The 22,759-nt window shown below is 48.8% G+C and carries 23 protein-coding genes; 18 read left to right on the top strand and 5 right to left on the bottom strand.

The window, feature by feature from the left end; translation table 11 throughout:
- Nucleotides 1-40: 40 nt before the first annotated feature.
- Complete coding sequence (locus C942_RS21585) at nt 41-343, bottom strand: DUF3301 domain-containing protein (RefSeq protein WP_007470317.1); 303 nt, start codon at nt 341-343, stop codon at nt 41-43.
- Nucleotides 344-366: 23 nt separating this feature from the next.
- The gene (locus C942_RS21580) at nt 367-1,410 is read right to left on the bottom strand and encodes a DUF3549 family protein (RefSeq protein ID WP_036801425.1); all 1,044 of its coding nucleotides are present in this window, start codon (nt 1,408-1,410) and stop codon (nt 367-369) included.
- 113 nt (nt 1,411-1,523) lie between these two features.
- On the opposite strand from C942_RS21580, the gene C942_RS21575 reads away from it, so the two are divergent.
- The 3 genes from C942_RS21575 to C942_RS21565 all read left to right on the top strand — a co-directional run bounded on the left by C942_RS21575 (nt 1,524) and on the right by C942_RS21565 (nt 3,190).
- Nucleotides 1,524-1,844 (top strand): YqcC family protein, encoded by a 321-nt coding sequence (locus C942_RS21575; protein WP_007470312.1) that lies wholly within the window; start codon nt 1,524-1,526, stop codon nt 1,842-1,844.
- A gap of 3 nt (nt 1,845-1,847) precedes the next feature.
- A complete protein-coding gene (gene truC / locus C942_RS21570) occupies nt 1,848-2,588 on the top strand; it encodes a tRNA pseudouridine(65) synthase TruC (protein WP_007470310.1) in 741 nt (246 codons plus the stop codon).
- A 137-nt stretch (nt 2,589-2,725) separates the two neighbouring features.
- Nucleotides 2,726-3,190 carry a flavodoxin gene (locus C942_RS21565; protein WP_007470308.1) on the top strand — a complete coding sequence of 155 codons (465 nt, stop codon included), beginning with the start codon at nt 2,726-2,728 and terminating at the stop codon, nt 3,188-3,190.
- A 113-nt stretch (nt 3,191-3,303) separates the two neighbouring features.
- Here C942_RS21565 and C942_RS21560 read toward each other — a convergent pair whose 3' ends face one another.
- The 3 genes from C942_RS21560 to map form a co-directional block, all read right to left on the bottom strand.
- Entirely contained in the window at nt 3,304-3,684 is a 381-nt protein-coding gene (locus tag C942_RS21560) for a DUF3461 family protein (protein ID WP_007470305.1), read from the bottom strand.
- A gap of 155 nt (nt 3,685-3,839) precedes the next feature.
- On the bottom strand, nt 3,840-6,458 hold the full coding sequence (gene glnD, locus C942_RS21555; protein ID WP_007470304.1) for a bifunctional uridylyltransferase/uridylyl-removing protein GlnD: 2,619 nt from the start codon (nt 6,456-6,458) through the stop codon (nt 3,840-3,842).
- Nucleotides 6,459-6,560: 102 nt separating this feature from the next.
- Complete coding sequence (gene map, locus C942_RS21550) at nt 6,561-7,391, bottom strand: type I methionyl aminopeptidase (RefSeq protein WP_007470302.1); 831 nt, start codon at nt 7,389-7,391, stop codon at nt 6,561-6,563.
- Between the two features lie 322 nt (nt 7,392-7,713).
- Here map and rpsB point away from each other — a divergent pair, with 322 nt between their 5' ends.
- The 15 genes from rpsB to rnhB all read left to right on the top strand — a co-directional run bounded on the left by rpsB (nt 7,714) and on the right by rnhB (nt 22,686).
- On the top strand, nt 7,714-8,442 hold the full coding sequence (gene rpsB, locus C942_RS21545) for a 30S ribosomal protein S2 (RefSeq protein ID WP_007470300.1): 729 nt from the start codon (nt 7,714-7,716) through the stop codon (nt 8,440-8,442).
- A gap of 110 nt (nt 8,443-8,552) precedes the next feature.
- Entirely contained in the window at nt 8,553-9,398 is an 846-nt protein-coding gene (gene tsf, locus C942_RS21540) for a translation elongation factor Ts (RefSeq protein WP_007470298.1), read from the top strand.
- A gap of 89 nt (nt 9,399-9,487) precedes the next feature.
- Entirely contained in the window at nt 9,488-10,216 is a 729-nt protein-coding gene (gene pyrH, locus C942_RS21535; RefSeq protein ID WP_007470296.1) for a UMP kinase, read from the top strand.
- A 72-nt stretch (nt 10,217-10,288) separates the two neighbouring features.
- On the top strand, nt 10,289-10,846 hold the full coding sequence (gene frr / locus C942_RS21530; protein ID WP_007470294.1) for a ribosome recycling factor: 558 nt from the start codon (nt 10,289-10,291) through the stop codon (nt 10,844-10,846).
- Nucleotides 10,847-10,919: 73 nt separating this feature from the next.
- Complete coding sequence (locus C942_RS21525) at nt 10,920-11,690, top strand: isoprenyl transferase (RefSeq protein ID WP_007470292.1); 771 nt, start codon at nt 10,920-10,922, stop codon at nt 11,688-11,690.
- Between the two features lie 157 nt (nt 11,691-11,847).
- Nucleotides 11,848-12,696 carry a phosphatidate cytidylyltransferase gene (locus C942_RS21520; RefSeq protein ID WP_007470290.1) on the top strand — a complete coding sequence of 283 codons (849 nt, stop codon included), beginning with the start codon at nt 11,848-11,850 and terminating at the stop codon, nt 12,694-12,696.
- Between the two features lie 174 nt (nt 12,697-12,870).
- Nucleotides 12,871-14,067 (top strand): 1-deoxy-D-xylulose-5-phosphate reductoisomerase, encoded by a 1,197-nt coding sequence (gene ispC, locus C942_RS21515; protein WP_007470288.1) that lies wholly within the window; start codon nt 12,871-12,873, stop codon nt 14,065-14,067.
- Nucleotides 14,064-15,419 carry a sigma E protease regulator RseP gene (gene rseP / locus C942_RS21510; protein WP_007470285.1) on the top strand — a complete coding sequence of 452 codons (1,356 nt, stop codon included), beginning with the start codon at nt 14,064-14,066 and terminating at the stop codon, nt 15,417-15,419. Before ispC ends, rseP begins: the two co-directional genes overlap by 4 nt.
- A gap of 39 nt (nt 15,420-15,458) precedes the next feature.
- Nucleotides 15,459-17,894 (top strand): outer membrane protein assembly factor BamA, encoded by a 2,436-nt coding sequence (gene bamA, locus C942_RS21505; protein ID WP_007470284.1) that lies wholly within the window; start codon nt 15,459-15,461, stop codon nt 17,892-17,894.
- A gap of 20 nt (nt 17,895-17,914) precedes the next feature.
- A complete protein-coding gene (locus tag C942_RS21500; protein WP_007470282.1) occupies nt 17,915-18,424 on the top strand; it encodes an OmpH family outer membrane protein in 510 nt (169 codons plus the stop codon).
- A gap of 137 nt (nt 18,425-18,561) precedes the next feature.
- A complete protein-coding gene (gene lpxD, locus C942_RS21495; RefSeq protein ID WP_007470279.1) occupies nt 18,562-19,590 on the top strand; it encodes a UDP-3-O-(3-hydroxymyristoyl)glucosamine N-acyltransferase in 1,029 nt (342 codons plus the stop codon).
- Between the two features lie 104 nt (nt 19,591-19,694).
- Complete coding sequence (gene fabZ / locus C942_RS21490) at nt 19,695-20,147, top strand: 3-hydroxyacyl-ACP dehydratase FabZ (protein ID WP_036801424.1); 453 nt, start codon at nt 19,695-19,697, stop codon at nt 20,145-20,147.
- Nucleotides 20,147-20,935 carry an acyl-ACP--UDP-N-acetylglucosamine O-acyltransferase gene (gene lpxA, locus C942_RS21485; RefSeq protein WP_007470275.1) on the top strand — a complete coding sequence of 263 codons (789 nt, stop codon included), beginning with the start codon at nt 20,147-20,149 and terminating at the stop codon, nt 20,933-20,935. Before fabZ ends, lpxA begins: the two co-directional genes overlap by 1 nt.
- Nucleotide 20,936: 1 nt before the next feature.
- A complete protein-coding gene (gene lpxB, locus C942_RS21480) occupies nt 20,937-22,091 on the top strand; it encodes a lipid-A-disaccharide synthase (RefSeq protein ID WP_007470273.1) in 1,155 nt (384 codons plus the stop codon).
- The gene (rnhB, locus tag C942_RS21475; protein WP_007470271.1) at nt 22,078-22,686 is read left to right on the top strand and encodes a ribonuclease HII; all 609 of its coding nucleotides are present in this window, start codon (nt 22,078-22,080) and stop codon (nt 22,684-22,686) included. Before lpxB ends, rnhB begins: the two co-directional genes overlap by 14 nt.
- Nucleotides 22,687-22,759: the final 73 nt, after the last annotated feature.

The following is a 22,759-nucleotide window of genomic DNA, read 5'->3' as shown; positions in this document are numbered from 1 at the left end:
GAAAGTCGCGCCCGTTCTTTTTCTATATCCCCAAAATACATCAATCCGGCATATGATGCGGCGGAACATAAAACTGCATTGGCCTAAATCCTTTCATCACCACATGCCCCTGATAAGAGTCATGACCATCAGCGGAAAACTCAAACAGGTACACAGTGTGCCACTGCCATCGACCTTCACGGTCTTTGAGCTTGTGTTCGCCTCTGGCAATCGCCAGTAATTGCAGGTTCAGGGTGTCACAGCGTTGTTCTATGAACTTCTGGGCAAACTCAGTTTGACGGCGTTGTTGCCAGAACAAGTAGCCCAGTAACGCAAGGGCTAGAATGCCCAGTAAGTTATCCATCTCTTACCTCTTTTCAGCAGGAGTTAAGCCTGCCCACGGGCGTGTTGCTGCAGTTTGGCAATGGCGGTAACCAGTGCTGGATTGGCTTCACTGTGCAGGATTTGCAGCATGATGCCACGCAGAACTGGTAGCATCACCAGGTCGGCAAACAGTTGATTGAACAGGCTCTGATCTTCTGTTTCTGCCAGGCGTAGCAGGAATAGGCTGGCGTTCTCAATGTCGGTCAGGCCATTCCAGCAGCGCCCGGCGATCGCAACCAGAATTTCAGGGTGGCACAGTGCCGGTTCTGACAGCAGTTTTTTCAGTTGTCGGTTCAGTAGCTGATTGTCGCTGCCTGAAAGGGCACGGATCAGTGCGGAAATCAAAAACAGATCCGGTTCTGCTTTTTGGCATTCTTGCTCAAGGATTTCGGCGATGCGTTCACCAAGCGTTTCAGGCAGTTCACAATGTTCCAGGCAGCCCAGCAGGGCGTAGAGCGGAGTCATCGGCAGATTGCTCAACGACTTACGCAGCAGGGTTGTGTTATTTTCCTGCTTCATTCGGGCACAAACATCAGCCAGGCCTTGCAGGCCAATGCTTTGCCATTTGTCCCAGCCGAGAGCACCGGTCAGGTAATGCTGTGCATGTTCATAGTATTGGCTGGCAGGGAGGGATAATTGCTGGCGAAGCTGGGCGTGGAAAATCGCCATTTTGTCGTCGTTTGGCTTGAAGGTATAAGGGTTAGCGGCAAGCTTCTCCTGCTCTTCTTCGGTCGGGGCACTATTGAGGGTGGCACCCATCGCTTCTATGACATACTTGATAAAGTCACCGACAGCGGCCTGTTTCAGCAGCCCCCGCTCGTCCAGTGGTAAGCGCAGGAACCAGATCCATGGTGCATTACCTTGTTGCCAGAAGGAAATCGACAAGTGGGCGTGCTGCTGTAGCGGCCATGGATAGGGTTGACGGTTATCTTCAACCGCTTTGAATTGGTTGATGTCGATTTCGCACACGCGGCGGCCAAGATCAAAAATTTTATACTGGCAACCAGCGTTATCCAGCAGTTCGGTCAGGGTATGAAATTTATCCATGGACATGATGCTTACTCTTAAATGATTCCCCTGATTATATGGACTCCGTGCTTAAGATGGTATCCTTGCGCGCTTTATTGCTGGTATTGATAAACCTTGTAGGGAGAAAAACGATGGACAAATACCATCAGACCCAACAACTGCTGGAGCAGCTAGAAGCAACCATGCGTGAAGCCGGTTTGTGGGAAAACACCTCTCCGGAGCCAGCTGCGTTGGCCAGTACCGAGCCGTTTGCGGTCGATACCCTGACGTGTGCCCAGTGGTTGCAGTGGATCTTTATCCCACGTATGACTCAGTTGGTGCTGATGCAGGCTCCGCTACCAGTGCAGTTTGCGATTTCTCCTTATGTTGAAGAAGCGATGAAAGAGCTACCGGGCAGGGCGTCAGTGCTGGCCGTTACCCTTAAGTTAGATGATCTGTTTAGAGCCGAATAAGCCATGGAATTAGAAATCCTTTATCAAGACCAGTACCTGGTTGCTGTTAATAAGCCGGCGGGTATGTTGGTGCACCGTTCATGGCTGGATCGCCACGAAACTCAGTTTGTAATGCAGACGCTGCGTGATCAGATCGGCCAGCATGTTTTTCCGCTTCACCGTCTGGATCGCCCGACATCCGGTGTTTTGCTGTTTGCGCTGTCGAGCGAAGTGGCTTCACAAATGATGCCGAAATTTGCCGGTCGTGACGTGAAGAAAACCTACCACGCCGTGGTACGTGGCTGGATTAAAGAAGCTGCAGTGCTTGATTATCCGCTGAAAGAAGAGCTGGATAAGATCGCAGATAAACATGCCGATCAGGATAAAGAAGCCCAGCCGGCAGTGACGGCGTATGCACCTTTGGCGAAAGTAGAGACTGATATTGCCGTTGGCCGCTACGCAACCAGCCGTTACACCCTGGTGGAAATGAAGCCGGAAACGGGTCGCAAGCACCAGTTGCGTCGTCATATGCACCATCTCAGCCACCATATTATCGGTGACGTGAACCATGGCGACGGTCGTCATAACCGCAGCTTCAGGGATAATTATGATTGTCGCCGTCTGATGTTGCATGCTTCCCGCTTAGAGCTGGAGCATCCTATCACTGGTGAACAGCTGGATATCCGGGCTGGTACGGATGAGGCATGGAATCGGGTTATGACTGCTTTTGATTGGCCTCTGTCTATGATGGCTCCGCAAGACTAGTTCTGTTCGTCGGTCTGGTTCTTCCTATGGCTACAGCATAATAGCGATCTCGCTAGGCGTTTGTTTTATTTGCATCTTGCCAGGTATGCGACCACAGTAAGAAGAAACGGTTATCAGTAATTGCGAGGCAGGAAGCTATGGCAGCAGGGAAAAAGATAGGTGTTTTTGTCGGTACTGTGTACGGCGGCGCAGAGGAAGTGGCTGAAGCCGCAGTAGAGAAGTTGGTGGCGAGCGGGCATGATGCCCAACTTTACCCTGAACCGCAGTTTGATGATTTTATCCGGTATTGGGAAGATGTGGTGCTGGTGGTGACATCAACCACCGGAGAAGGGGAGATCCCGGATAATCTTATGCCGCTTTATCTGGCCCTGAATGAGCAGTTTCCTCTGATGCCCGAACTCAATTATGGTGTGATTGCATTGGGCGATTTGAGTTACGGCGAAGAACGCTTTTGCGGTGGGGGGCGTCAGGTCGATGAACTGTTGCAACAGCTTCAGGCCAAGCCATTGATTCCTATTTTGCGGGTTGATGCCTGTGTGAATTTTGATGCGCTGGAAGTCGCTATGCCTTGGCTGGACGAATTTGTCAGCCGACTGGGATAACTTGCTTGCTCCCTCGACTATCTCGCACTCCTGGTCCACTGTGGTGGTTTTCAGGAGTGCGATTTATATTTAGTAACGTCAGTTCTCTGTCAGTTGTTTTCTTCTAACACCCGCTATTTCAGTTTTTCCAAATCAGCTTCGATTTCGGCAATCTTATGGGTGACGACCTGTTCCAGATGGCGCAGATCATTGAGGATTTTTTTCTTCACATCGACTTCGGTGTGTTTTCTTTGAGTTAACTGATCAAGTTCGTCGATGATAAAGGTAAGGTTGCGGTTGATCTCTGTGATCTCTTTGTATTCCCGGTTGCCGCTGTTAACAACCACGGATTTGTGGTGGCGAGGGAATTTGAATTTGACGCTTTTGGCAAAGAGTTCGCCTTTCTGGCGGGCAAAGTAGATCTTGAGGATGTCATTAGCTGCTTCTTGACGCAGGCTGTAACGATCAATGGTTTCCGGGTGTTCGATACCGATACCGGTGAGGTGTGGGTACATAGGGACCTCATTATGCTGGCTGCTTTTGCTATTAATGTAGCAACTCAAAATGGTAACGTCCCTCTGTGGCACTTGAATTGTGGGCAAGATCGAGCTTCTCCCCCGAGCTGTTTTTATTGCTTAGGGAGAGAAGTTTCACCTTCTATCTAGGCTGATTATCTGGCCGCATCCAGTCGTTCTATTAAGGCAGTTTTAAGTTGTTGTTGCTGCTCATCGGTCAGCTGGCTGCCTTCTTCGTTAACCAGGATGAAGAAGTCTTCAGCCCGCTCGCCAATAGTGGTAATTTTGGCCGCTTGCAAGCTGATGTTCTGGCGGGCAAAGACCGAGCCGACTCTCGCCAGCAGTCCCGGCATATCTAGTGCAACCAGTTCCATCATGGTTTTCTTGCCAGTTTTGGTCGGTAGGAAATCAACCCGGGTTTTGACATTGAAATGCAGCAGTTTGCGCGGTGGCCGCTTTTTCTTACGCTCAGACTTCATTTGGGTCAGGGCTTTAATTAGTGCGCGGCGGACACTGTTATGTCGGCCTTCGTTCAGGGCTTTGCCGCTAGGGTCGAGCACCATGAAGGTATCCAGCGCATAGCCGTCTTTACTGGTCATGATTTGGGCATCATGGACACTGAGGTTTTTCTTGTCGAGCTCGGATACCACAATCGCAAACAGTTTGGTTTTATCCTGGCAGTAGACGAAGACTTCGGTACCACCGCGGGTTGGCTTTTTGCTCAGGAGGATCAGCGGCATTTCCGGATCGTCATTAGTCAGGATCGCTTCGGCATGCCAGGCGATTTGTTTGTGGGTATGACGCAGAAAGTAGTCGGCCTTGAAGCGCTGCCACAGTACATCAATTTCCCGTTGGGTAAAATTGTGACTGCGAAGGATCGCCGAGGCCATTTGCTGATTGTGGCGGATCCGCTCGCGAACATCAGGCGGATTTTCCAGGCCGCGGCGCAGGGCTTTTTGAGTCGAGTAGTATAGTTCGGCTAGCAGGGTTCGCTTCCAGCTGTTCCAAAGCTCCTGGTTGGTGGCGCAGATATCAGCCACGGTCAGGCAAATCAGGTGATCCAGTCGCTCTTCATCTCTTACTTCTTTGGCAAATTCAGCTACGACTTCAGGATCATAAATATCCCGGCGCTGCGCTGTTACCGACATCAGCAGGTGCTGGTTGACCAGCCATTTAACTAGATTGGCTTCAGGGCGGGATAGTCCGTGCTGAATGCAGAAATCGTAAGCCTCGGTAGCACCGAGTTCGGAATGGTCGCCGCCGCGGCCCTTGGCAATGTCATGGAAAATAGCAGCCAGGATCAACAGTTCTTTTTTTGCGAGCCGTGGATAGATCTCGCAGCAAATCGGATGGCGCTGGCGGTTTTCGGGATCACTGAATTTCTTGAGGTTTTTCAACAGACGAATGCTGTGCTCATCCACGGTATAGACGTGGAACAGGTCAAACTGCATCTGGCCGACAATTTGACTCCATTGCGGCAGATAGGCCGAGAGGACGCCGTGGCGATGCATCAGGCGGAAGGCTTTGCTCAGTACATTAGGTTCGCGAACCAGTTCCATGAACTTCTCGCGGGCAGCAGGAATATCGACCAGAAAGCGGTTCAGGCGGCGTCGGGCCGTGCGCAATTGGCGCAGGGTCGGTGCGGCAATACCCTCGATTTCCGCATTGCGCGCTACATGCAAGAACATATCAAGGATGGTTTCCGGCCGGGCCTGAAATAGCGCAGGCTTGGTGGCTTCGATCAGATGACCGCGGATCTGGAAGTCATCGTCAAGCGGTGTGGCTTCTGTTTCCAGTCCGTTGTTAAGAATGGCCTGGTCGAACAGTTGCAGCAGCATTTTGTTGAGCTCTGAAACCCGGCGCAGGGTGCGGTAGAACTCTTTCATCATCATTTCTACCGGGCGGTTACCTTCACCAGTGTAGCCAAGCTGATGGGCTACCGATGCCTGATGTTCGAAAGTGAGGCGATTGTCGTAGCGGCGTAGTTCGCTGTGCAGAGCAAAACGGATCCGCCACAGCGAGTCCTGGCATTCGGCCAGCTCTCGGTATTCGGCATCGGTTAGGAAGCCAAATCGGCTCATTTCGAGCAGGTTGGTGGCGCCGAAATGGCGACGGGCCACCCAGCTCAGGGTATGGATATCACGCAGGCCGCCGGGGCTGGATTTAATGTCTGGCTCAAGGTTATAGGTTGTATCGTGGTAGCGGGCATGGCGGGCTCGCTGCTCTTCAACTTTGGCACGATAGAATTGCTCGCTGGGCCAGAACTTACCGGAATTAACCGTTTCATCAAGGTGCTGATAAGTCTCGCTGCTGCCGCAAAGCAAGCGGGATTCTTGCAGGTTGGTAGCAACAGTCAGATCTTCCAATCCAATCTTAATACAGTCCTCAAGTGTGCGGACGCTATGGCCGACTTCGAGCTTCAGATCCCACAGCAGGGTCAGGAATTCGCTGACTGTTTTGCCGGTAGCATCATCCAGTTCATTCTGGCTGAGTAAAAGGATATCGACATCAGATAGCGGATGAAGCTCGCCTCGTCCGTAGCCGCCGACAGCAATCAGTGACAGTTCGCTGACTTTATTCAGCCCGAATTGCAGCCATAGCCGTTGCAACAGCTCATCAATAAAGGCTGAGCGGGCCTGCACCAGTTCAGTTACCGGAATGTGGGCGCTGAACTGCTTTTTTTGTAATTCGGCAAACTGGTTGAGCTCAGTGCGTAGTTGCTCTTGAACGATAGATGATGGTTGTGCTGAAGATGCGGGAGAGGTGTCTGTCATCGCAGTCCGTGCCATGTTGAGTCGGTGATTAGTTACTACTATAACCGTAATGCGATGAAATTAGGAAGGTTCAAAAAAGCCGGCACTAGGCCGGCTCAGGGATTATGCGTTATGCATCAGGCGTGGAATGCTTTCTTCCTTACGCAGGGTCAGCACTTCACAACCAGTGTCGGTTACCAGCAAAGTATGCTCCCACTGGGCTGATTTCTTGCCGTCAACAGTGTAAACCGTCCAGCCATCATCGTCGTCAACATCACAACCGAACTTACCGGCATTGATCATTGGCTCGATAGTGAAGCACATACCTGCTTTTAGTACGGTGCGGTCGTTGTTTTTGTAGTGAACAACCTGAGGCTCTTCGTGGAACTCATTGCCGATACCGTGGCCACAGAAATCTTTAACGATAGAGAAACGGCTGTTACCGTTTTTGATGAATTTCTGGATAGCAGTACCGATTTCGCCCAGTTTGGCACCTGGCTTCACTTTTTTCATGGCCAGGTATAGGCTTTCCTGAGCCACGCGGCACAGGCGTTTGTCTTCCAGTGAAACTTCACCGATCTCGAACATCTTCGAGGTATCGCCGTGGTAGCCATCTTTGATTACAGTAACGTCGATATTGATGATGTCACCGTCTTTCAGTACCGCAGGTTTGTTGTATTTGCCATTTACCGGCTCATCAAGCTCTGCCGGGATACCGTGACAAACAACGTGGTTAATCGAAGTACAGATTGATTTCGGGAAACCATGGTAGTTAAGCGGAGCCGGAACGGCACCTTGCTCTTTGGTGATGTATTCATGGCAGATGCGATCCAACTCTTCGGTGGTTACACCGGCTTTTACGTGTGGTTCGATCATTTCCAGCACATCTGCGGCCAGTTGGCCGGCAACGCGCATTTTTTCAATTTCATCAGCCGTTTTGATCTTGATGCTCATTCAATCTTCTCTGCATTGACTGTTTCTATTGCATACATGGTAACAGTGAGGGCGTCGGATGGAAACCGGGTTTAGGGCGCTCAACTATAATTAGGCTGGATTTTGCTTGCCAAAATATGGTATAAAGCGCGCCGTAATTTGCTTACTTGTGTTTCGACCAAATAAGTAAGATTACACTTACTATTTTTTATCACTCACACATATCGACACATTCTCCGGGGTGCTCGTCAGCCTTACGCGAGGCTGTTAATTTGCTTTATGGCAGGTTATACGGGTCGGTTGAATGGGATATGTGGACGCCTAACCCCAAGAGGAATATTCAATGGCAACTGTATCAATGCGCGACATGCTTAAGGCTGGTGTTCACTTCGGTCACCAAACTCGTTACTGGAACCCTAAGATGAAGCCATTCATCTTCGGTGCTCGTAACAAGGTGCACATCATCAACCTTGAGAAGACTGTACCAATGTTCAACGACGCTCTGGCTGAAATCAACAAGATTGCAGCTCGCAAGGGTAAAGTACTTTTCGTTGGTACTAAGCGTGCAGCCAGCGAATCAATCAAAGAATCTGCAGTTAACTGTGACCAGTACTACGTAAACAACCGTTGGTTGGGTGGTATGCTGACTAACTGGAAAACTGTTCGTCAGTCAATCAAGCGTCTAAAAGATCTTGAAACTCAGTCTACAGACGGTACTTTCGACAAGCTAACCAAGAAAGAAGCTCTAATGCTGACTCGTGAAATGGAGAAGCTTGAGAAGTCTCTAGGCGGTATCAAGAACATGGGCGGCCTACCAGACGCTCTGTTCGTAATCGATGCTGATCACGAGCACATTGCAATCAAAGAAGCTAACAACCTGGGTATCCCAGTATTTGCAGTAGTAGATACTAACTCTAACCCAGACGGCGTTGACTTCGTTATCCCAGGTAACGATGACGCAATCCGTTCTATCCAGCTTTACACTAACGCTGTAGCAGCAACTGTAACTGAAGGTCGTAACCAAGACATCGTTGCACAAGCTGAGCAAGACGGTTTCGTAGAAGCTGAGTAATAGCCGGCTCTTTGAGCATCTTAAGTTACCTTGTGTAAACTAAGAATGGTTACCAGGGGCCGAATTGGCCCCTGATTTTTATACCAAGAATTCAAACTGAGGATATAACAATGGCAACAGTTACAGCTGCCCTAGTTAAAGAACTGCGCGAACGTACTGGCGCAGGTATGATGGAATGTAAAAAAGCGCTAGTAGAAGCTAACGCTGACATCGAGCTGGCAATTGAAAACATGCGTAAGAGCGGTGCTGCTAAAGCTGCTAAGAAAGCAGGCAACGTAGCTGCTGAAGGCGCAATCATCATCAAAGAAGGTGAAGGTGTAGCTGCACTTCTAGAAGTGAACTGCCAGACTGACTTCGTTGCTAAAGACGGCAACTTCCTAGCTTTCGCTAACGAAGTAGCAGAAACTGCTGCAGCTAGCAAAGCTGACATCGCTGAACTACAGGCTCAGTTCGAAGAGAAGCGTGTAGCTCTTGTTGCTAAGATCGGTGAGAACGTTTCTATCCGTCGCGTATCTTACATCGAAGGTGAGCAAGTAGCTCAGTACCGTCACGGCGACCGTATCGGTGTTGTTGTTGCAGGTAACGGCGATGCAGAAACTCTGAAGCACGTAGCAATGCACGTTGCTGCTTCTCGCCCAGAGTACGTGAACCCAGAAGACGTACCAGCTGACGTAGTTGAAAAAGAGCGTCAGGTTCAGGTTGAAATCGCGATGAACGAAGGCAAGCCAGCTGAAATCGCAGAGAAGATGGTTACTGGCCGTATGAAGAAATTCACAGGCGAAATCTCTCTGACAGGTCAGGCATTCATCATGGAACCTAAGAAATCTGTTGGTGACCACCTGAAAGAAACTGGCGCAACAGTTTCTAACTTCGTACGTCTAGAAGTAGGTGAAGGCATCGAGAAAGCAGAAGGCCTGAGCTTCGCAGAAGAAGTTGCACTGGCGCAGAAAGGTTAATCCTTAGCGAATTGCACTCTGAAGACCGTGGCCTAGGCTGCGGTCTTTTCACAACTCCATATCTCTATTTGTAAGCCTGGAAGGTAAAAATGACCACAAATCCTAAACCGACTTATCAACGAATCTTGCTGAAACTTAGCGGTGAAGCTCTGCAGGGCGACGAAGGTTTTGGTATCGACGCGCAAGTTCTTGACCGTATGGCTCAGGAAATCAAAGAACTTATTGAACTGGGCGTGCAAGTCGGCCTTGTAATTGGTGGTGGTAACCTGTTCCGTGGTGCAGGCCTTGCTGAGGCTGGTATGAACCGAGTTGTGGGCGATCACATGGGTATGCTAGCAACTGTTATGAACGGTCTGGCGATGCGTGATGCGTTGCACCGTGCCTATGTGAACGCTCGAGTTATGTCTGCAATTCCGCTAAACGGTGTGTGTGACAGCTATAACTGGGCTGATGCGATCAGCCAGCTGCGTCAGGGCCGCGTGGTAATTTTCTCTGCCGGTACTGGTAACCCGTTCTTCACTACAGATTCTGCGGCATGCCTGCGTGGTATTGAAATTGAAGCTGATGTGGTACTGAAAGCAACAAAAGTTGACGGTGTATTCACAGATGATCCAGTTAAAAACCCAGAGGCTGTTCTTTGTGATAAGCTAAGCTACAATGATGTTCTTGAAAAAGAACTGAAAGTGATGGACTTAGCTGCATTTACTCTGGCTCGCGACCACGGTATGCCAATTCGTGTTTTCAACATGAATAAGCCAGGTGCACTACGCCGCGTAGTGATGGGTGAGCAAGAAGGCACCCTGATCTCTAACGACTAAGTTTGACCAACTCATTCTGAACGGGAGCATGAATATTGCTTCCGTTGTTACCGAATCAAAAGGGTATAAATAGTGATTGAAGAAATTAAACAAGATGCGCAGGAGCGCATGGGCAAAAGCGTAGAAGCGCTGAAAAACCAGCTGGCTAAGGTTCGTACCGGCCGTGCACACCCAAGCCTGCTAGACACTATCTATGTTGAATACTACGGTGCAAACACGCCACTTAAGCAGCTTGCTAACGTAGTAGCTGAAGATGCTCGTACTCTGGCGATTACTGTTTTTGACAAAGAGCTGGCACCTAAAGTTGAAAAAGCGATTATGATGTCAGATCTGGGTCTGAACCCAATGTCTGCGGGTACTGTAATTCGTGTTCCACTACCACCGCTGACGGAAGAGCGTCGTCGTGATCTGGTTAAGATCGTACGTGCTGAAGCAGAGCAGGGTCGTGTTGCTGTTCGTAACATCCGTCGTGACGCTAATGCAGATGTTAAAGCTCTTCTGAAAGAGAAAGAAATTTCTGAAGATGATGATCGTCGCGCTCAGGACGACATCCAGAAGCTTACAGACGCAGCAGTTAAAGAAATTGATGTGATTCTGGAAGCGAAAGAAAAAGAGCTGATGGAAGTTTAATCTTTCCATTTTGCTTTATGAGGTTTAAGGCGCTGTGCGTGCAGCACGGCGCTTTTTATTTTGAGGGAGATGTATGGCAGAGCATACAATCGATACTGCTCTTTGTGCTGAGAGTCTGCCGAAGCATGTTGCGATCATCATGGATGGCAATGGCCGATGGGCAAAGGCACAGGGTAAGCCTCGAGTGTTTGGCCACAAGGCCGGAGTAGAAGCCGTACGTAAAACAGTCTCGACTGCAAATCGCCTCGGTATCCAGGTGGTGACACTCTTCGCTTTCAGCAGCGAAAACTGGCGTCGTCCGGAAGATGAGGTGTCACTGTTGATGGAACTCTTCATGACGGTATTGGGTCGTGAAGTAAAACGTCTGCACAAAAATAATATTCAGTTACGGATCATTGGCGATACTTCACGCTTTAGCCAACGATTGCAGAAGAAAATCGCTGACGCTGAAGCTCTGACTGCCGATAATACAGGTATGGTGCTGAATGTAGCAGCCAACTATGGTGGGCAGTGGGATATTTTGCAGGCAACCAGGCGCCTGGCACTACAAGTGCTGGAGCAGGGATTGACCGCAGATGAAATCACAGAAGAGATGATGACAGCAGGTCTGACAACGTTTGGTTTGCCTGATGTCGATTTGCTAATCCGTACCAGCGGCGAGTGCCGAATCAGTAATTTCATGTTATGGCAGGCTGCTTATGCTGAGCTGTATTTTACTGAACAACACTGGCCAGATTTTGATGAGAAAAGTCTGGTAGATGCCGTGGCATGGTATGTAAGCCGGGAGCGTCGCTTTGGCTGTACCGGTGAACAGATACAGGCTTTAATGCAAAAGTTACAATGAATTAAATGGCTTATCGCGGTTTTGCGGTAACAGTGATTAGGCATCCTGGATTCATCAAGATGCCTTTTTATTGTTAAGTCAGGATAAAAACGGCCAGAAAGCATGACAGAAATGCCGGGCTGTTACTACAATAAATCGAAAAACGAGAGGACGCAGCTTGCTTAAGCAACGTATTATTACCGCACTTATCCTCGCTCCTTTAGTAATTGCAGGGATTTTCTTTTTACCTTTTCCTGCTTTTGTTTACGCTTTGGCGGCAGTAACCCTGGCTGGTTTCTGGGAGTGGACCCAATTTGTTGATGCCAAATCGCGTTTGGGCGCGATGTTAGTACCCGCTATTGTACTGGGTGCTTCAATTGCAATCATGCCAACAGATGCATCAACACTTGCTGAGATGGCTCCGTCTCATCTGTTTATGTTGTTAATTGGTGGGGCATGGTGGCTGATTGCTTCTGCATTAGCGGTCACTTATCCTTCCAGTACAACGCCGTGGTCAAAGTCAGTACTTTTAAAATACCTTTTCGGCTTGTTGACCCTGCTTCCTTTCTTCTGGAGTGTTTTGATGCTCCGCGCTGTCAACTATGCAGAATCTCCATATCATGGTGCCCAGCTGGTGCTGTTAGTTTGTTTCCTTGTCTGGTCGGCAGACACTGGCGCATACTTTTCAGGTAAGCAATTTGGTAAACATAAAATGGCACCTGCAGTTAGCCCGAAAAAAACCGTTGAAGGCTTAATTGGCGGTGCGGCCCTAGCTGTTTTGGTTACCTGGGGTGGTGCTGCGATGATGGATATTCCTTTTGCCGGTACAGGGAGCTTGCTGGTGATTGCTGTGTTGTCGGTTATTGCTTCTGTATTTGGTGATCTGGTTGAAAGTATGTTTAAACGTGTGGCTGGCATCAAAGATAGCGGTAACATCCTGCCTGGTCATGGTGGTATTCTTGACCGTATTGATAGCCTAACGGCTGCCTTCCCTGTTTTTGCTTTACTCTACCTTTGGCTAGTATGATGTAGTCAATTTTGCTGTATGGGAGCCGTCTTTTCTTCACTCGCATCAGACTGCATGTTGTTTTTTGTGATTGCTCCCGTCACTCTTTGTCAGCAGGCAAAGAAACTTAGCAATTAGTTGTTTGATTGAGCAGCCGTTATTGGCTGCTTTTCATAGCTGAATAAAAGTGATTTTATGCGTAAGTTAACGATTCTTGGTGCTACGGGCTCTATCGGTAGTAGTACGCTCGCTGTCGCGGCACAAAACCCGCATCTGTTTGAAGTTGTTGCGCTGGCTGCCGGGTCTAATTGCCAGAAGATGTTTGAGCTATGCCAGCAGTGGCAACCGAAGTTTGCTGCAATGGCCTCGGAATCTGCGGCTTCTGAGCTGGTCGTATTACTGAAACAGCATAATATCCCGACTCAAGTTCTGGCCGGTGATGCAGGCCTGTGCCAAGTAGCGGCACTGGGTGAAGTCGACACTGTTATGGCGGCGATAGTCGGCGCAGCTGGCTTGCTGCCGACGATGGCTGCTGTTAAGGCCGGCAAACGAATTTTGTTGGCAAATAAAGAAGCCCTGGTGATGTCCGGGCAGATGTTTATTGATGCTTGTCGTGAGTATGGTGCGGAATTGCTGCCGGTTGATAGTGAGCATAATGCGATTTTCCAGAGTCTGCCGGCAGACGTTCAACGGGCGATGGGACACTGTGACTTAGATAAATTCGGTGTTAGTAAGATTTTGCTGACCGGCTCCGGTGGTCCGTTCCGCTATACCGATGTTGCCGAGTTGGAGGCGGTGACGCCTGAGATGGCAATTGCTCACCCGAACTGGTCTATGGGGCCGAAAATTTCAGTCGACTCGGCAACCATGATGAACAAGGGGTTGGAATATATTGAAGCTCGCTGGCTGTTTAATGCTTCCCGTGAGCAGATGGATGTAATTATTCATCCGCAGTCAGTTATTCATTCTATGGTGCAGTATAAAGACGGCTCAGTGTTGGCGCAGATGGGGTTGCCGGATATGCGCACGCCAATTGCTTGTGCCATGTCCTATCCTGAAAGGGTGGATGCTGGTGTGGCACCTTTGGATTTCAGTCAAGTTGGTGAGTTCACCTTCCTTAAGCCTGATTTTAATCGTTACCCTTGCCTGAAATTGGCAATGGAGGCTTGTTATAGCGGTCAGGCAGCCACGACAGCGCTTAATGCCGCTAATGAAGAAGCTGTTGCTGCATTTTTGGCTAACCGAATTCGGTTTACTGAGATTGCAACCATTAACCGCCAAGTTCTAGAGGTCGCGCAAATGACCGAACCCACTGACTTGGAATGCGTTATTGAGCTGGATAGAATGGCCCGTATTTTGGCTCGCGAAGCGATTCGTAAGGTATCCGTATGATGGGAATTTTGTGGAACCTGGGTGCTTTTTTACTTGCGCTGGGAATTTTGATTGCTGTTCATGAATATGGCCACTTTTGGGTGGCACGTCGCTGTGGCGTATTTGTTGAGCGTTTTTCAATAGGTTTCGGTAAGCCACTTTGGCGTAAGGTCGGTAAGGGCGGAACTGAATACACTCTTGCGATGATCCCGTTGGGCGGCTACGTCAAAATGCTCGACGAGCGTATTGAAGCCGTGCCTGCTGAGAAAAGACATCAGGCTTTTAATAATAAAGCGCTCTGGCAGCGTAGTGCCATTGTTGCTGCCGGGCCCCTTGCTAATTTCCTTTTTGCTATTTTTGCTTATTGGGTCGTCTATCTGATAGGTGTGCCAGCTGTTCGTCCGGTAATTGGTGAGGTTGCTCCGCATTCTATTGCTGCCCAAGCAGGTTTAAGTGATGGAATGGAACTAAAGTCCATTTCAGGAATCAAAACCGCAGATTGGGAATCTGTCAATATGGCAATGATTTCCCATATTGGTGATGAGCAAATGGTGTTGACGGCGGTGGCGCCGGGAACTGAATACGAAGTTCGACGCACACTGGATCTTACATTGTGGTCTTTTGACCCGGAAAAAGAGCGGGTACTAACTACTCTTGGTATCACACCTTATTCACCGCCAATTACTTTGGTGATATCACAACTTGTTGATAATGGTGCGGCTATTACTGCTGGTTTACAGTTAAATGATGAAATTATCTCTATTGATGGGACTTCAATAACTGACTGGCAACAGGTTGTAGATGCTGTTCGCTCTCACCCGTTACAAGCTCTGGTGATAGAAGTACTGCGTGACAGCGAGCGTGTTGCATTAACATTGACGCCGAATGCTAAGTCCTTAGGGGATGGCGAAGTAATCGGTTATGCCGGTTTTGCTCCGAAGGTTGAACCTTGGCCGGAATCGTACCGTATTGTGCAGCAGTATGGCCCGTTTGAGGCTGTTGTAAAAGCGGCAGATAAAACCTGGCAACTGGTGACCCTGACCTTCGATATGGTTACTAAACTGGTTACAGGTGATGTCGCAATAAAAAACCTGAGCGGACCGATTTCGATAGCTAAAGGGGCCGGAATGACCGCTGATTACGGCATGGTGTATTTCCTTGGCTTCCTGGCGCTGATTAGTGTCAACTTAGGAATAGTTAATCTGTTACCGCTACCGATATTAGACGGGGGACATTTATTGTTTTTCGCTATTGAAGCGGTAACACGCCGTCCTGTTTCTGAACGAGTTCAGGATATAGGCTACAGAGTGGGATCAGCCATTTTGGTTGTATTAATGGCCATAGCGCTATTCAATGATTTTACCCGCCTTTAATAATAAGTGCGTTTTTAGCAAGGAATAATCAGAACAGTAATGGCGATGAAAAAACTGTTGGTCGCATCACTTTTACTTGGTAGTAGTGTTGCGCAAAGCGCGGAACAATTTGTAGTTAATGATATTCGTTTCGAGGGCCTGCAACGCGTCACCTTAGGTGCGGCATTATTGAAGATGCCCGTCCGGGTGGGGGACAACGTTGATGAGCGTGATATCTCGGAGATGATTCAGGCTCTGTTTGATTCCGGTAATTTTGAAGATATTAAAGTATTCCGTGATGGAAATGCGTTGTTGATTAAGGTTCTTGAGCGTCCGACGATCGCAAGTATTACCTTTTCTGGCAACAAAGCTATCAAGGAAGAGCAGCTGAAAGAGAACCTTGATGCCTCTCGTATCAGTGTCGGTGAAGCACTCGACCGCACAACCTTAAGTAAGATAGAAAAAGGTCTTGAGGACTTTTACTACAGTGTAGGGAAATACAATGCGACAGTAAAAGCGGTTGTAACGCCACTGCCGCGTAACCGTGCTGACCTGAAGTTTGTGTTTACTGAAGGGGTTTCCGCCAAGATCCAACAAATTAACTTTGTTGGCAATGAAGTGTTTGCTGATGACGATCTGCAGGATAAGTTTAACCTGCAGGCCGAAGTGCCGTGGTGGAACTTTCTGGCTAATGAAAAATATCAGAAGCAGGTACTGGCCGGGGACTTGGAAACCTTGCGTTCTCATTACCTCAATAATGGCTACCTGAAGTACAAGCTGGAAGCGACTCAGGTTTCGATTTCACCGGATAAAAAAGGTGTGTATATCACCCTGAAAATCAATGAAGGTGAGCAGTACAGTGTACAGGGTGTCAGCTTCCGCGGTGATTTGGTCGGTAAAGCAGCAGAGCTGAATGCACTGGTGACGATTGAAGCCGGCGAGACCTACAATGGCGCCAAAGTAACGGCACTTGAAGAGGCGGTTAAGCGCAAACTGGGTGAAATGGGGTATGCCTACCCGCAGGTCACAACCATTCCTGACTTCGATGAAGATAACCAGCAGGTATCGCTGGTTGTTAATGTCGATCCGGGCAAGCGTGTTTATGTTCGCAACATTTCTTTCTCAGGTAACACCTCGACTAAAGATGAGGTGCTGCGCCGTGAAATGCGTCAGATGGAAGGCAGCTGGTTGAACTCGAAATCGGTTGAGCGTGGTAAAGAACGTCTGAGCCGTACCGGTTTCTTTGAAACTGTTGATGTCCAGACCGTTCGCGTCCCTGGCTCTGATGATCAGGTGGATATCAAGTACAACGTTAAAGAAGCCAATGCAGGTAGTATCAACTTTGGTGTTGGTTACGGTACTGAATCCGGGATCAGTTTCCAGGCTGGTATCCAGCAGGACAATTTCCTCGGTACTGGTAACCGTTTCGGCATCAATGCAATGATGAACGATTACCAGAAAAATATCAGTCTGGATTATCGTGACCCGTACTTTACCCTCGATGGTATCAGCCTAGGCGGTAAGATTTACTACAATGAGTTCGAAGCATCCGATGCCAACATCTCTGACTATACCAACCAGAGTTACGGTACCAGCCTAACCTGGGGTTTCCCGTTTGATGAGCTGAACTTTTTTGAATTTGGTCTCGGCTACGATCACAACAAGATCTCGAATACTCAGGAATATTTCCAGATTGAGAAGTTTAAGGAGATTCACGGTTTTGATCGGGGCGATAATGTCATTGAGCTTGATGATTTCGATTGGTCGATATCTTGGACCCGGAATAACCTTAACCGGGGTTACTTCCCTACGGCGGGTAACCATCAGCGCGCGTCTTTCCGTATGACGATACCGGGTTCGGATGCTCAGTACTTTAAGATGCAATACGATGTCCGTCAGTACTTCCCGTTGAACGAAGGCCATGACTTCAGCCTGTTGCTGCGAGGCCGGTTGGGATACGGCAACGGTTACGGTACAACTGATAACGGTAGTGATCATTTGCTACCTTTCTATGAGAACTTCTATGCTGGTGGTTTCTCTACCTTGCGTGGCTTCCGCTCCAATACTGTAGGTCCGAAAGCGATTTACGTCAGTGGTTGTCCGTCTGGCGGTATCGGTGGTGGTGGTAACAATAACTGTGCTGTCGGTACAGATGATGCAGCAGGTGGTAACGCCGTGGCACTGGCTAGTATGGAGCTAATTGTTCCTACACCGTTTGCTTCAGATGAAGTTCGTAACCAGATCCGCACCAGTTTATTTGTTGATGCGGGTACAGTATGGGATACAGAGTTTAATCCTGACGAAGTCGGTCGCTATATAAATGATACCTTCTCAGATGATTATTCCGATCCGTCATTGATTCGAGCGTCATATGGTGCCGCGTTACAGTGGATGTCGCCAATGGGGCCGCTAGTATTCTCGATTGCCCGTCCGATCAAGAAATACGATGGTGATGATGAAGAGTTCTTTACCTTCACAATTGGACGAACATTCTAATTATTTAAGGAGATACCCTTTTGAAACAGTGGATTAAGGCGGCAAGTTTAAGCCTGGTGATTCTTTCATCTTCTATGTACGCCCAGGCTGCTGACGCTGCCCAAAAAATCGGCTATGTATCAACTGGTCAGGCTATGGCTCAGCTTGCAAAACGTTATAATGTGGCTGAGAAACTACGTGGTGAGTTCAAAGACCGTATTGACGAGCTGCGTGGAATTGAAGGCAAAATCAAAGCTAAAGTAGACAAAGTTAAGCGTGATGGTGAGCTGATGAGCGCTAGCGAACGCACTCAGATCAAACGTGAGATGGCATCACTTGAATCTAACTACAAGCTGAAAGCGAAAGCCCTTCAGGAAGATCAGCGTCGTCGCGGTGCTGAAGAAGAGCAGAAGCTGGTACAGAAAATCCGTAAAGCGATTCAGGATGTGGCGAAAAAAGAAGGTTACGACATCATTGTTGATGCTAATGCCGTTCTTTTCGCCAGCCCTAAAGATGACTTGTCTACCAAGGTGATCTCTGCAGTAAAATAAACTGCAATAATCAGTGTAGCCGAGTTGGCTGAAGCTTTATCGAAAGTGCGTGATAACGGTAATCCGGGTCCGCACTTTCGTTTTGCTTTATAATCCGGTGTAAACAGCTGAATAAATACAAACGATTAAGGTTAATAATGGCTGGAATTACTCTTGCTGAACTAGCAGACAAACTGGGTGCAGAGCTTCGTGGTGAAGGCTCTGTTGAAGTTCATTCTCTTGCCAATATGAGCAAGGCTGGTGAAGGACAGATTACGTTTCTTTCTGATAGCAAATACCGCAAGTTGCTTGCTGACTGCAAGGCTTCGGCTGTAATGCTACGAGAAGGGGATGTCGAGCATTTCCAGGGTAATGCACTGGTAGTTAAAGATCCGTATCTTTGCTATGCATTAGTGGCTCAGCTGCTGGATATGACTCCGGCGTCAGCAGCGGAAATTGCCTCATCAGCATACGTTGATCCAACGGCTGTGCTGGGTGAGAACGTATCGATTGGCCATAATGCTGTAATCGAAGCGGGTGCCCGCATCGGTGATAATGTTCAGATTGGTGCCGGTTGTTTTATTGGCAAGAATGCTGAAATCGGTGCAGGAACCAAACTGTGGGCCAATGTGACCATTTACCACAGTGTTGTTCTTGGCGAGAAGTGCCTGGTGCAATCAAGCACAGTTATTGGTGCCGATGGTTTTGGTTATGCCAATGACAAAGGCGAGTGGATTAAAATCCCTCAGCTGGGTACGGTTCGTATCGGTAACCGTGTGGAAATTGGTGCATGTACTACGATTGACCGAGGTGCCCTGGATGACACAATTATCGAAGACAATGTGATCATCGATAACCAGATGCAAATCGCCCACAACGTGCAGATCGGATATGGTACTGCGATGGCGGGTGGTACCATTGTTGCTGGCAGCACAAAAATCGGTAAGTACTGTATTATCGGTGGTGCGTCAGTTCTTAATGGCCACATTGAGATTGCAGATGGTGTAACCATTACTGGTATGGGCATGGTGATGCGCAGTATTGAAGAGAAAGGTATGTTCTCTTCCGGTATCCCGCTCCAGCCAAACAGAGAATGGCGCAAGACGGCGGCACGAGTCATGAAGATTGACGAGATGAACAAACGTCTTAAGTCCGTTGAAAAGAAACTGGCGGAAAAAGGCGAATAGTGCCGGACCAGTTTGCATAATGAGTAGGCCTGCACACTGTGTAGGCCGTTTTGCGTTATAGTTGTACCGTATTTTTTAAATTTAATTGATACAGGAATAGAGTTTTGACTAGCGAAACTAAAACGATGAATATCACGGAAATTCAAGAGCTTCTGCCTCATCGTTACCCTTTTTTGATGATTGACCGTGTTACTCATTACGAAGAAGGCAAAACACTGACTGCGATTAAAAATGTGTCAGTCAACGAGCCTCAGTTCACCGGCCACTTCCCGAAACTACCGGTTTTCCCTGGTGTAATGATCCTGGAAGCGATGGCACAGGCGACAGGTCTGCTGGCATTTAAGACCTTCGGTGCACCGGCTGAAAATGAACTGTATTACTTCGCTAGTATCGATAACGCGAAATTCCGTAAGCCGGTAGGCCCGGGTGATCAGATGATCATTGAAGTGGAATTTCTAAAAGAGCGCCGTGGTATTGCTATGTTCAATGGCGTAGCGAAAGTCGACGGCGAAGTGGTTTGCTCTGCTGAGCTAAAATGCGCAAGACGAGAGTTTTAATGATTCACGAAACGGCACAAATCCACCCGTCAGCAGTAGTTGAAGAGGGTGCAATCATTGGCGCGAACGTAAAAGTTGGCCCGTTTACTTATATCGGTGCTGACGTGGAAATCGGTGAAGATACCGAGATCATGTCGCACGTGGTAATTAAAGGCCCGACAACGATTGGCCGTGAGAACCGAATCTTCCAGTTCGCTTCAATCGGTGAAGAGTGTCAGGACCTGAAATTCGCCGGTGAGCCTACTCGCCTGGAAATCGGTGATCGTAATACTATCCGTGAGAGTGTAACCATGCACCGCGGTACGGTTCAGGACAATGGCCTCACTAAAGTTGGTAGTGATAACCTGTTCATGATCAACGCCCACGTGGCACACGACTGTGTGATTGGCGACCGCTGTATCTTTGCGAACAATGCAACTCTGGCTGGCCACGTAACTGTGGGCAACTTCGCGATTGTGGGTGGCATGTCGGCTATTCACCAGTTCTGTACTGTGGGTGACCACAGTATGCTGGGTGGCGGCTCTATTGTGGTTCAGGACGTTCCTCCATATGTGATGGCTCAGGGTAACCACTGTCAGCCATTCGGTATTAATGTTGAAGGCCTGAAGCGTCGTGGTTTTGAAAAAGCAGAGATCAAAGCGATTCGTTCTGTTTATAAGTCACTGTACCGTTCAGGTAAGACACTGGCTGAAGTGAAGCCGGAAATTGAAGAAATGGCGAAAGAGCATAAGTCTCTGGAGCTGTTCGTTGAGTTTTTCGAAAAATCAACGCGCGGAATTATTCGCTAATATGACGAAGCCACTTCGAATAGGAATTGTCGCCGGGGAAATCTCCGGCGATATTTTAGGTGCCGGCTTTATGAAGGCGGTCAGGGAACAGTACCCGGATGCGGAGTTTGTCGGTATTGCCGGCCCGCGAATGCAAGAAGCTGGCTGTCAGACACTTTTCGATATGGAAGAGCTGGCAGTGATGGGGATCGTCGAAGTACTGGGTCGCTTGCCACGCCTGTTCAAGGTAAAAGCCGAGCTGGTTAAGTATTTTTCCGAGAACCCGCCAGATGTATTTGTCGGCATTGATGCGCCGGATTTTAACCTGCGACTTGAGCTGGATCTGAAAAAACGCGGGATCAAAACGGTTCACTATGTCAGTCCGTCTGTATGGGCCTGGCGTCAGAAGCGGATCTTCAAAATCGAAGCCGCGACGAACCTGGTGCTGGCTTTTCTGCCGTTTGAAAAAGCGTTTTACGACAAGTTCAATGTCCCTTGTGAGTTTGTCGGCCATACCATGGCTGATGCGATTCCGCTGGAGACCGATAAGCAGGCGGCCCGAGAGCTGCTCAATCTCGACAATGACAAACGCTGGCTGGCGGTATTGCCGGGCAGTCGCGGCAGCGAGATGGAGATGCTGGCTCCGCCTTTCATCAAAACCTGTAAGCTGTTGAAACAGAAACACCCTGATTTGGGTTTTGTGGTCACGCTGGTTAACCAGAAGCGCCGTCAGCAGTTCGAGCTGGCTTGGCAGGAAACGGCTCCTGAGCTTGATTTTGTACTGGTGGATGACACTGCCCGCAATGCGATGATTGCCTCTGATGCGGTGCTCTTGGCATCCGGTACGGTGGCTCTGGAGTGTATGCTGGTTAAGCGTCCGATGGTCGTCGGATATAAAGTAAAACCGTTGACGGCCTGGTTGGCGAAACGGATGCTGAAAACCAAATATGTTTCGTTGGCTAACATCCTTGCCGATAGTGAGTTAGTTCCTGAGTTGCTTCAGGACGACTGTGTGCCAGAGAAGTTGTGCGCAGAAGTCGATCGCTTCCTGACGGCGGACAACAGCGAACTGATGACAGAATTTTCCCGTTTGCACCAACTGATCAAGTGTGATGCAGACAGACAGGCGGCGGCAGCTGTCCTGAAACTGATAGATAAAAATAATGGCAACAACTGATTTTGAACCGTTTGAGTACCCGCAGGCTGAATTGATTGCCGGTGTGGATGAAGTCGGCCGTGGCCCGTTAGTCGGTGCTGTGGTAACCGCTGCGGTAATTTTGGATCCGAACAACCCGATTGAAGGACTGACAGATTCAAAAAAGCTGAGTGAGAAAAAGCGCAACGTCTTGTTTGATGAAATCAAAGAGAAGGCGCTGGCGTGGTCCTTGGGCCGTTGTGAGCCGGAAGAAATAGATCAGCTCAACATCCTGCAGGCAACAATGGTTGCGATGCAGCGCGCTGTGGCGGGTTTATCCGTGCAGCCAGATTATGTGCTGGTAGATGGAAATAAGGTGCCGGAATTGCCAATGGCTGCTCAGTCGGTAGTGAAAGGCGATTTACGTGTTGCTGAAATCAGTGCGGCTTCGATCCTCGCGAAAGTAACCCGCGACCGTGAAATGGAAGAGTTGGATGTTCAGTATCCGCAGTACGGTTTCGCCAAGCACAAAGGTTACCCGACCAAAGCGCATTTTGAGGCTCTGGAGCAGCACGGCGCGATTGAACAGCACCGTAAAAGCTTCAAGCCGGTAAGGCGTATTCTTGGCCTGGACTAATGGAATTTACAGTCGAGCCGTAATTCGTTGACTTAATCATCAGAGTACTGATGATTAAGTCACTTACCGTGAT

The sequence above is a fragment of the Photobacterium marinum genome (assembly GCF_000331515.1).
Lineage (GTDB): Bacteria > Pseudomonadota > Gammaproteobacteria > Enterobacterales > Vibrionaceae > Photobacterium > Photobacterium marinum.
The sequence above is the reverse complement of the archived record's forward strand: the minus strand, read 5'-3'. Positions and strand labels throughout refer to the sequence as shown.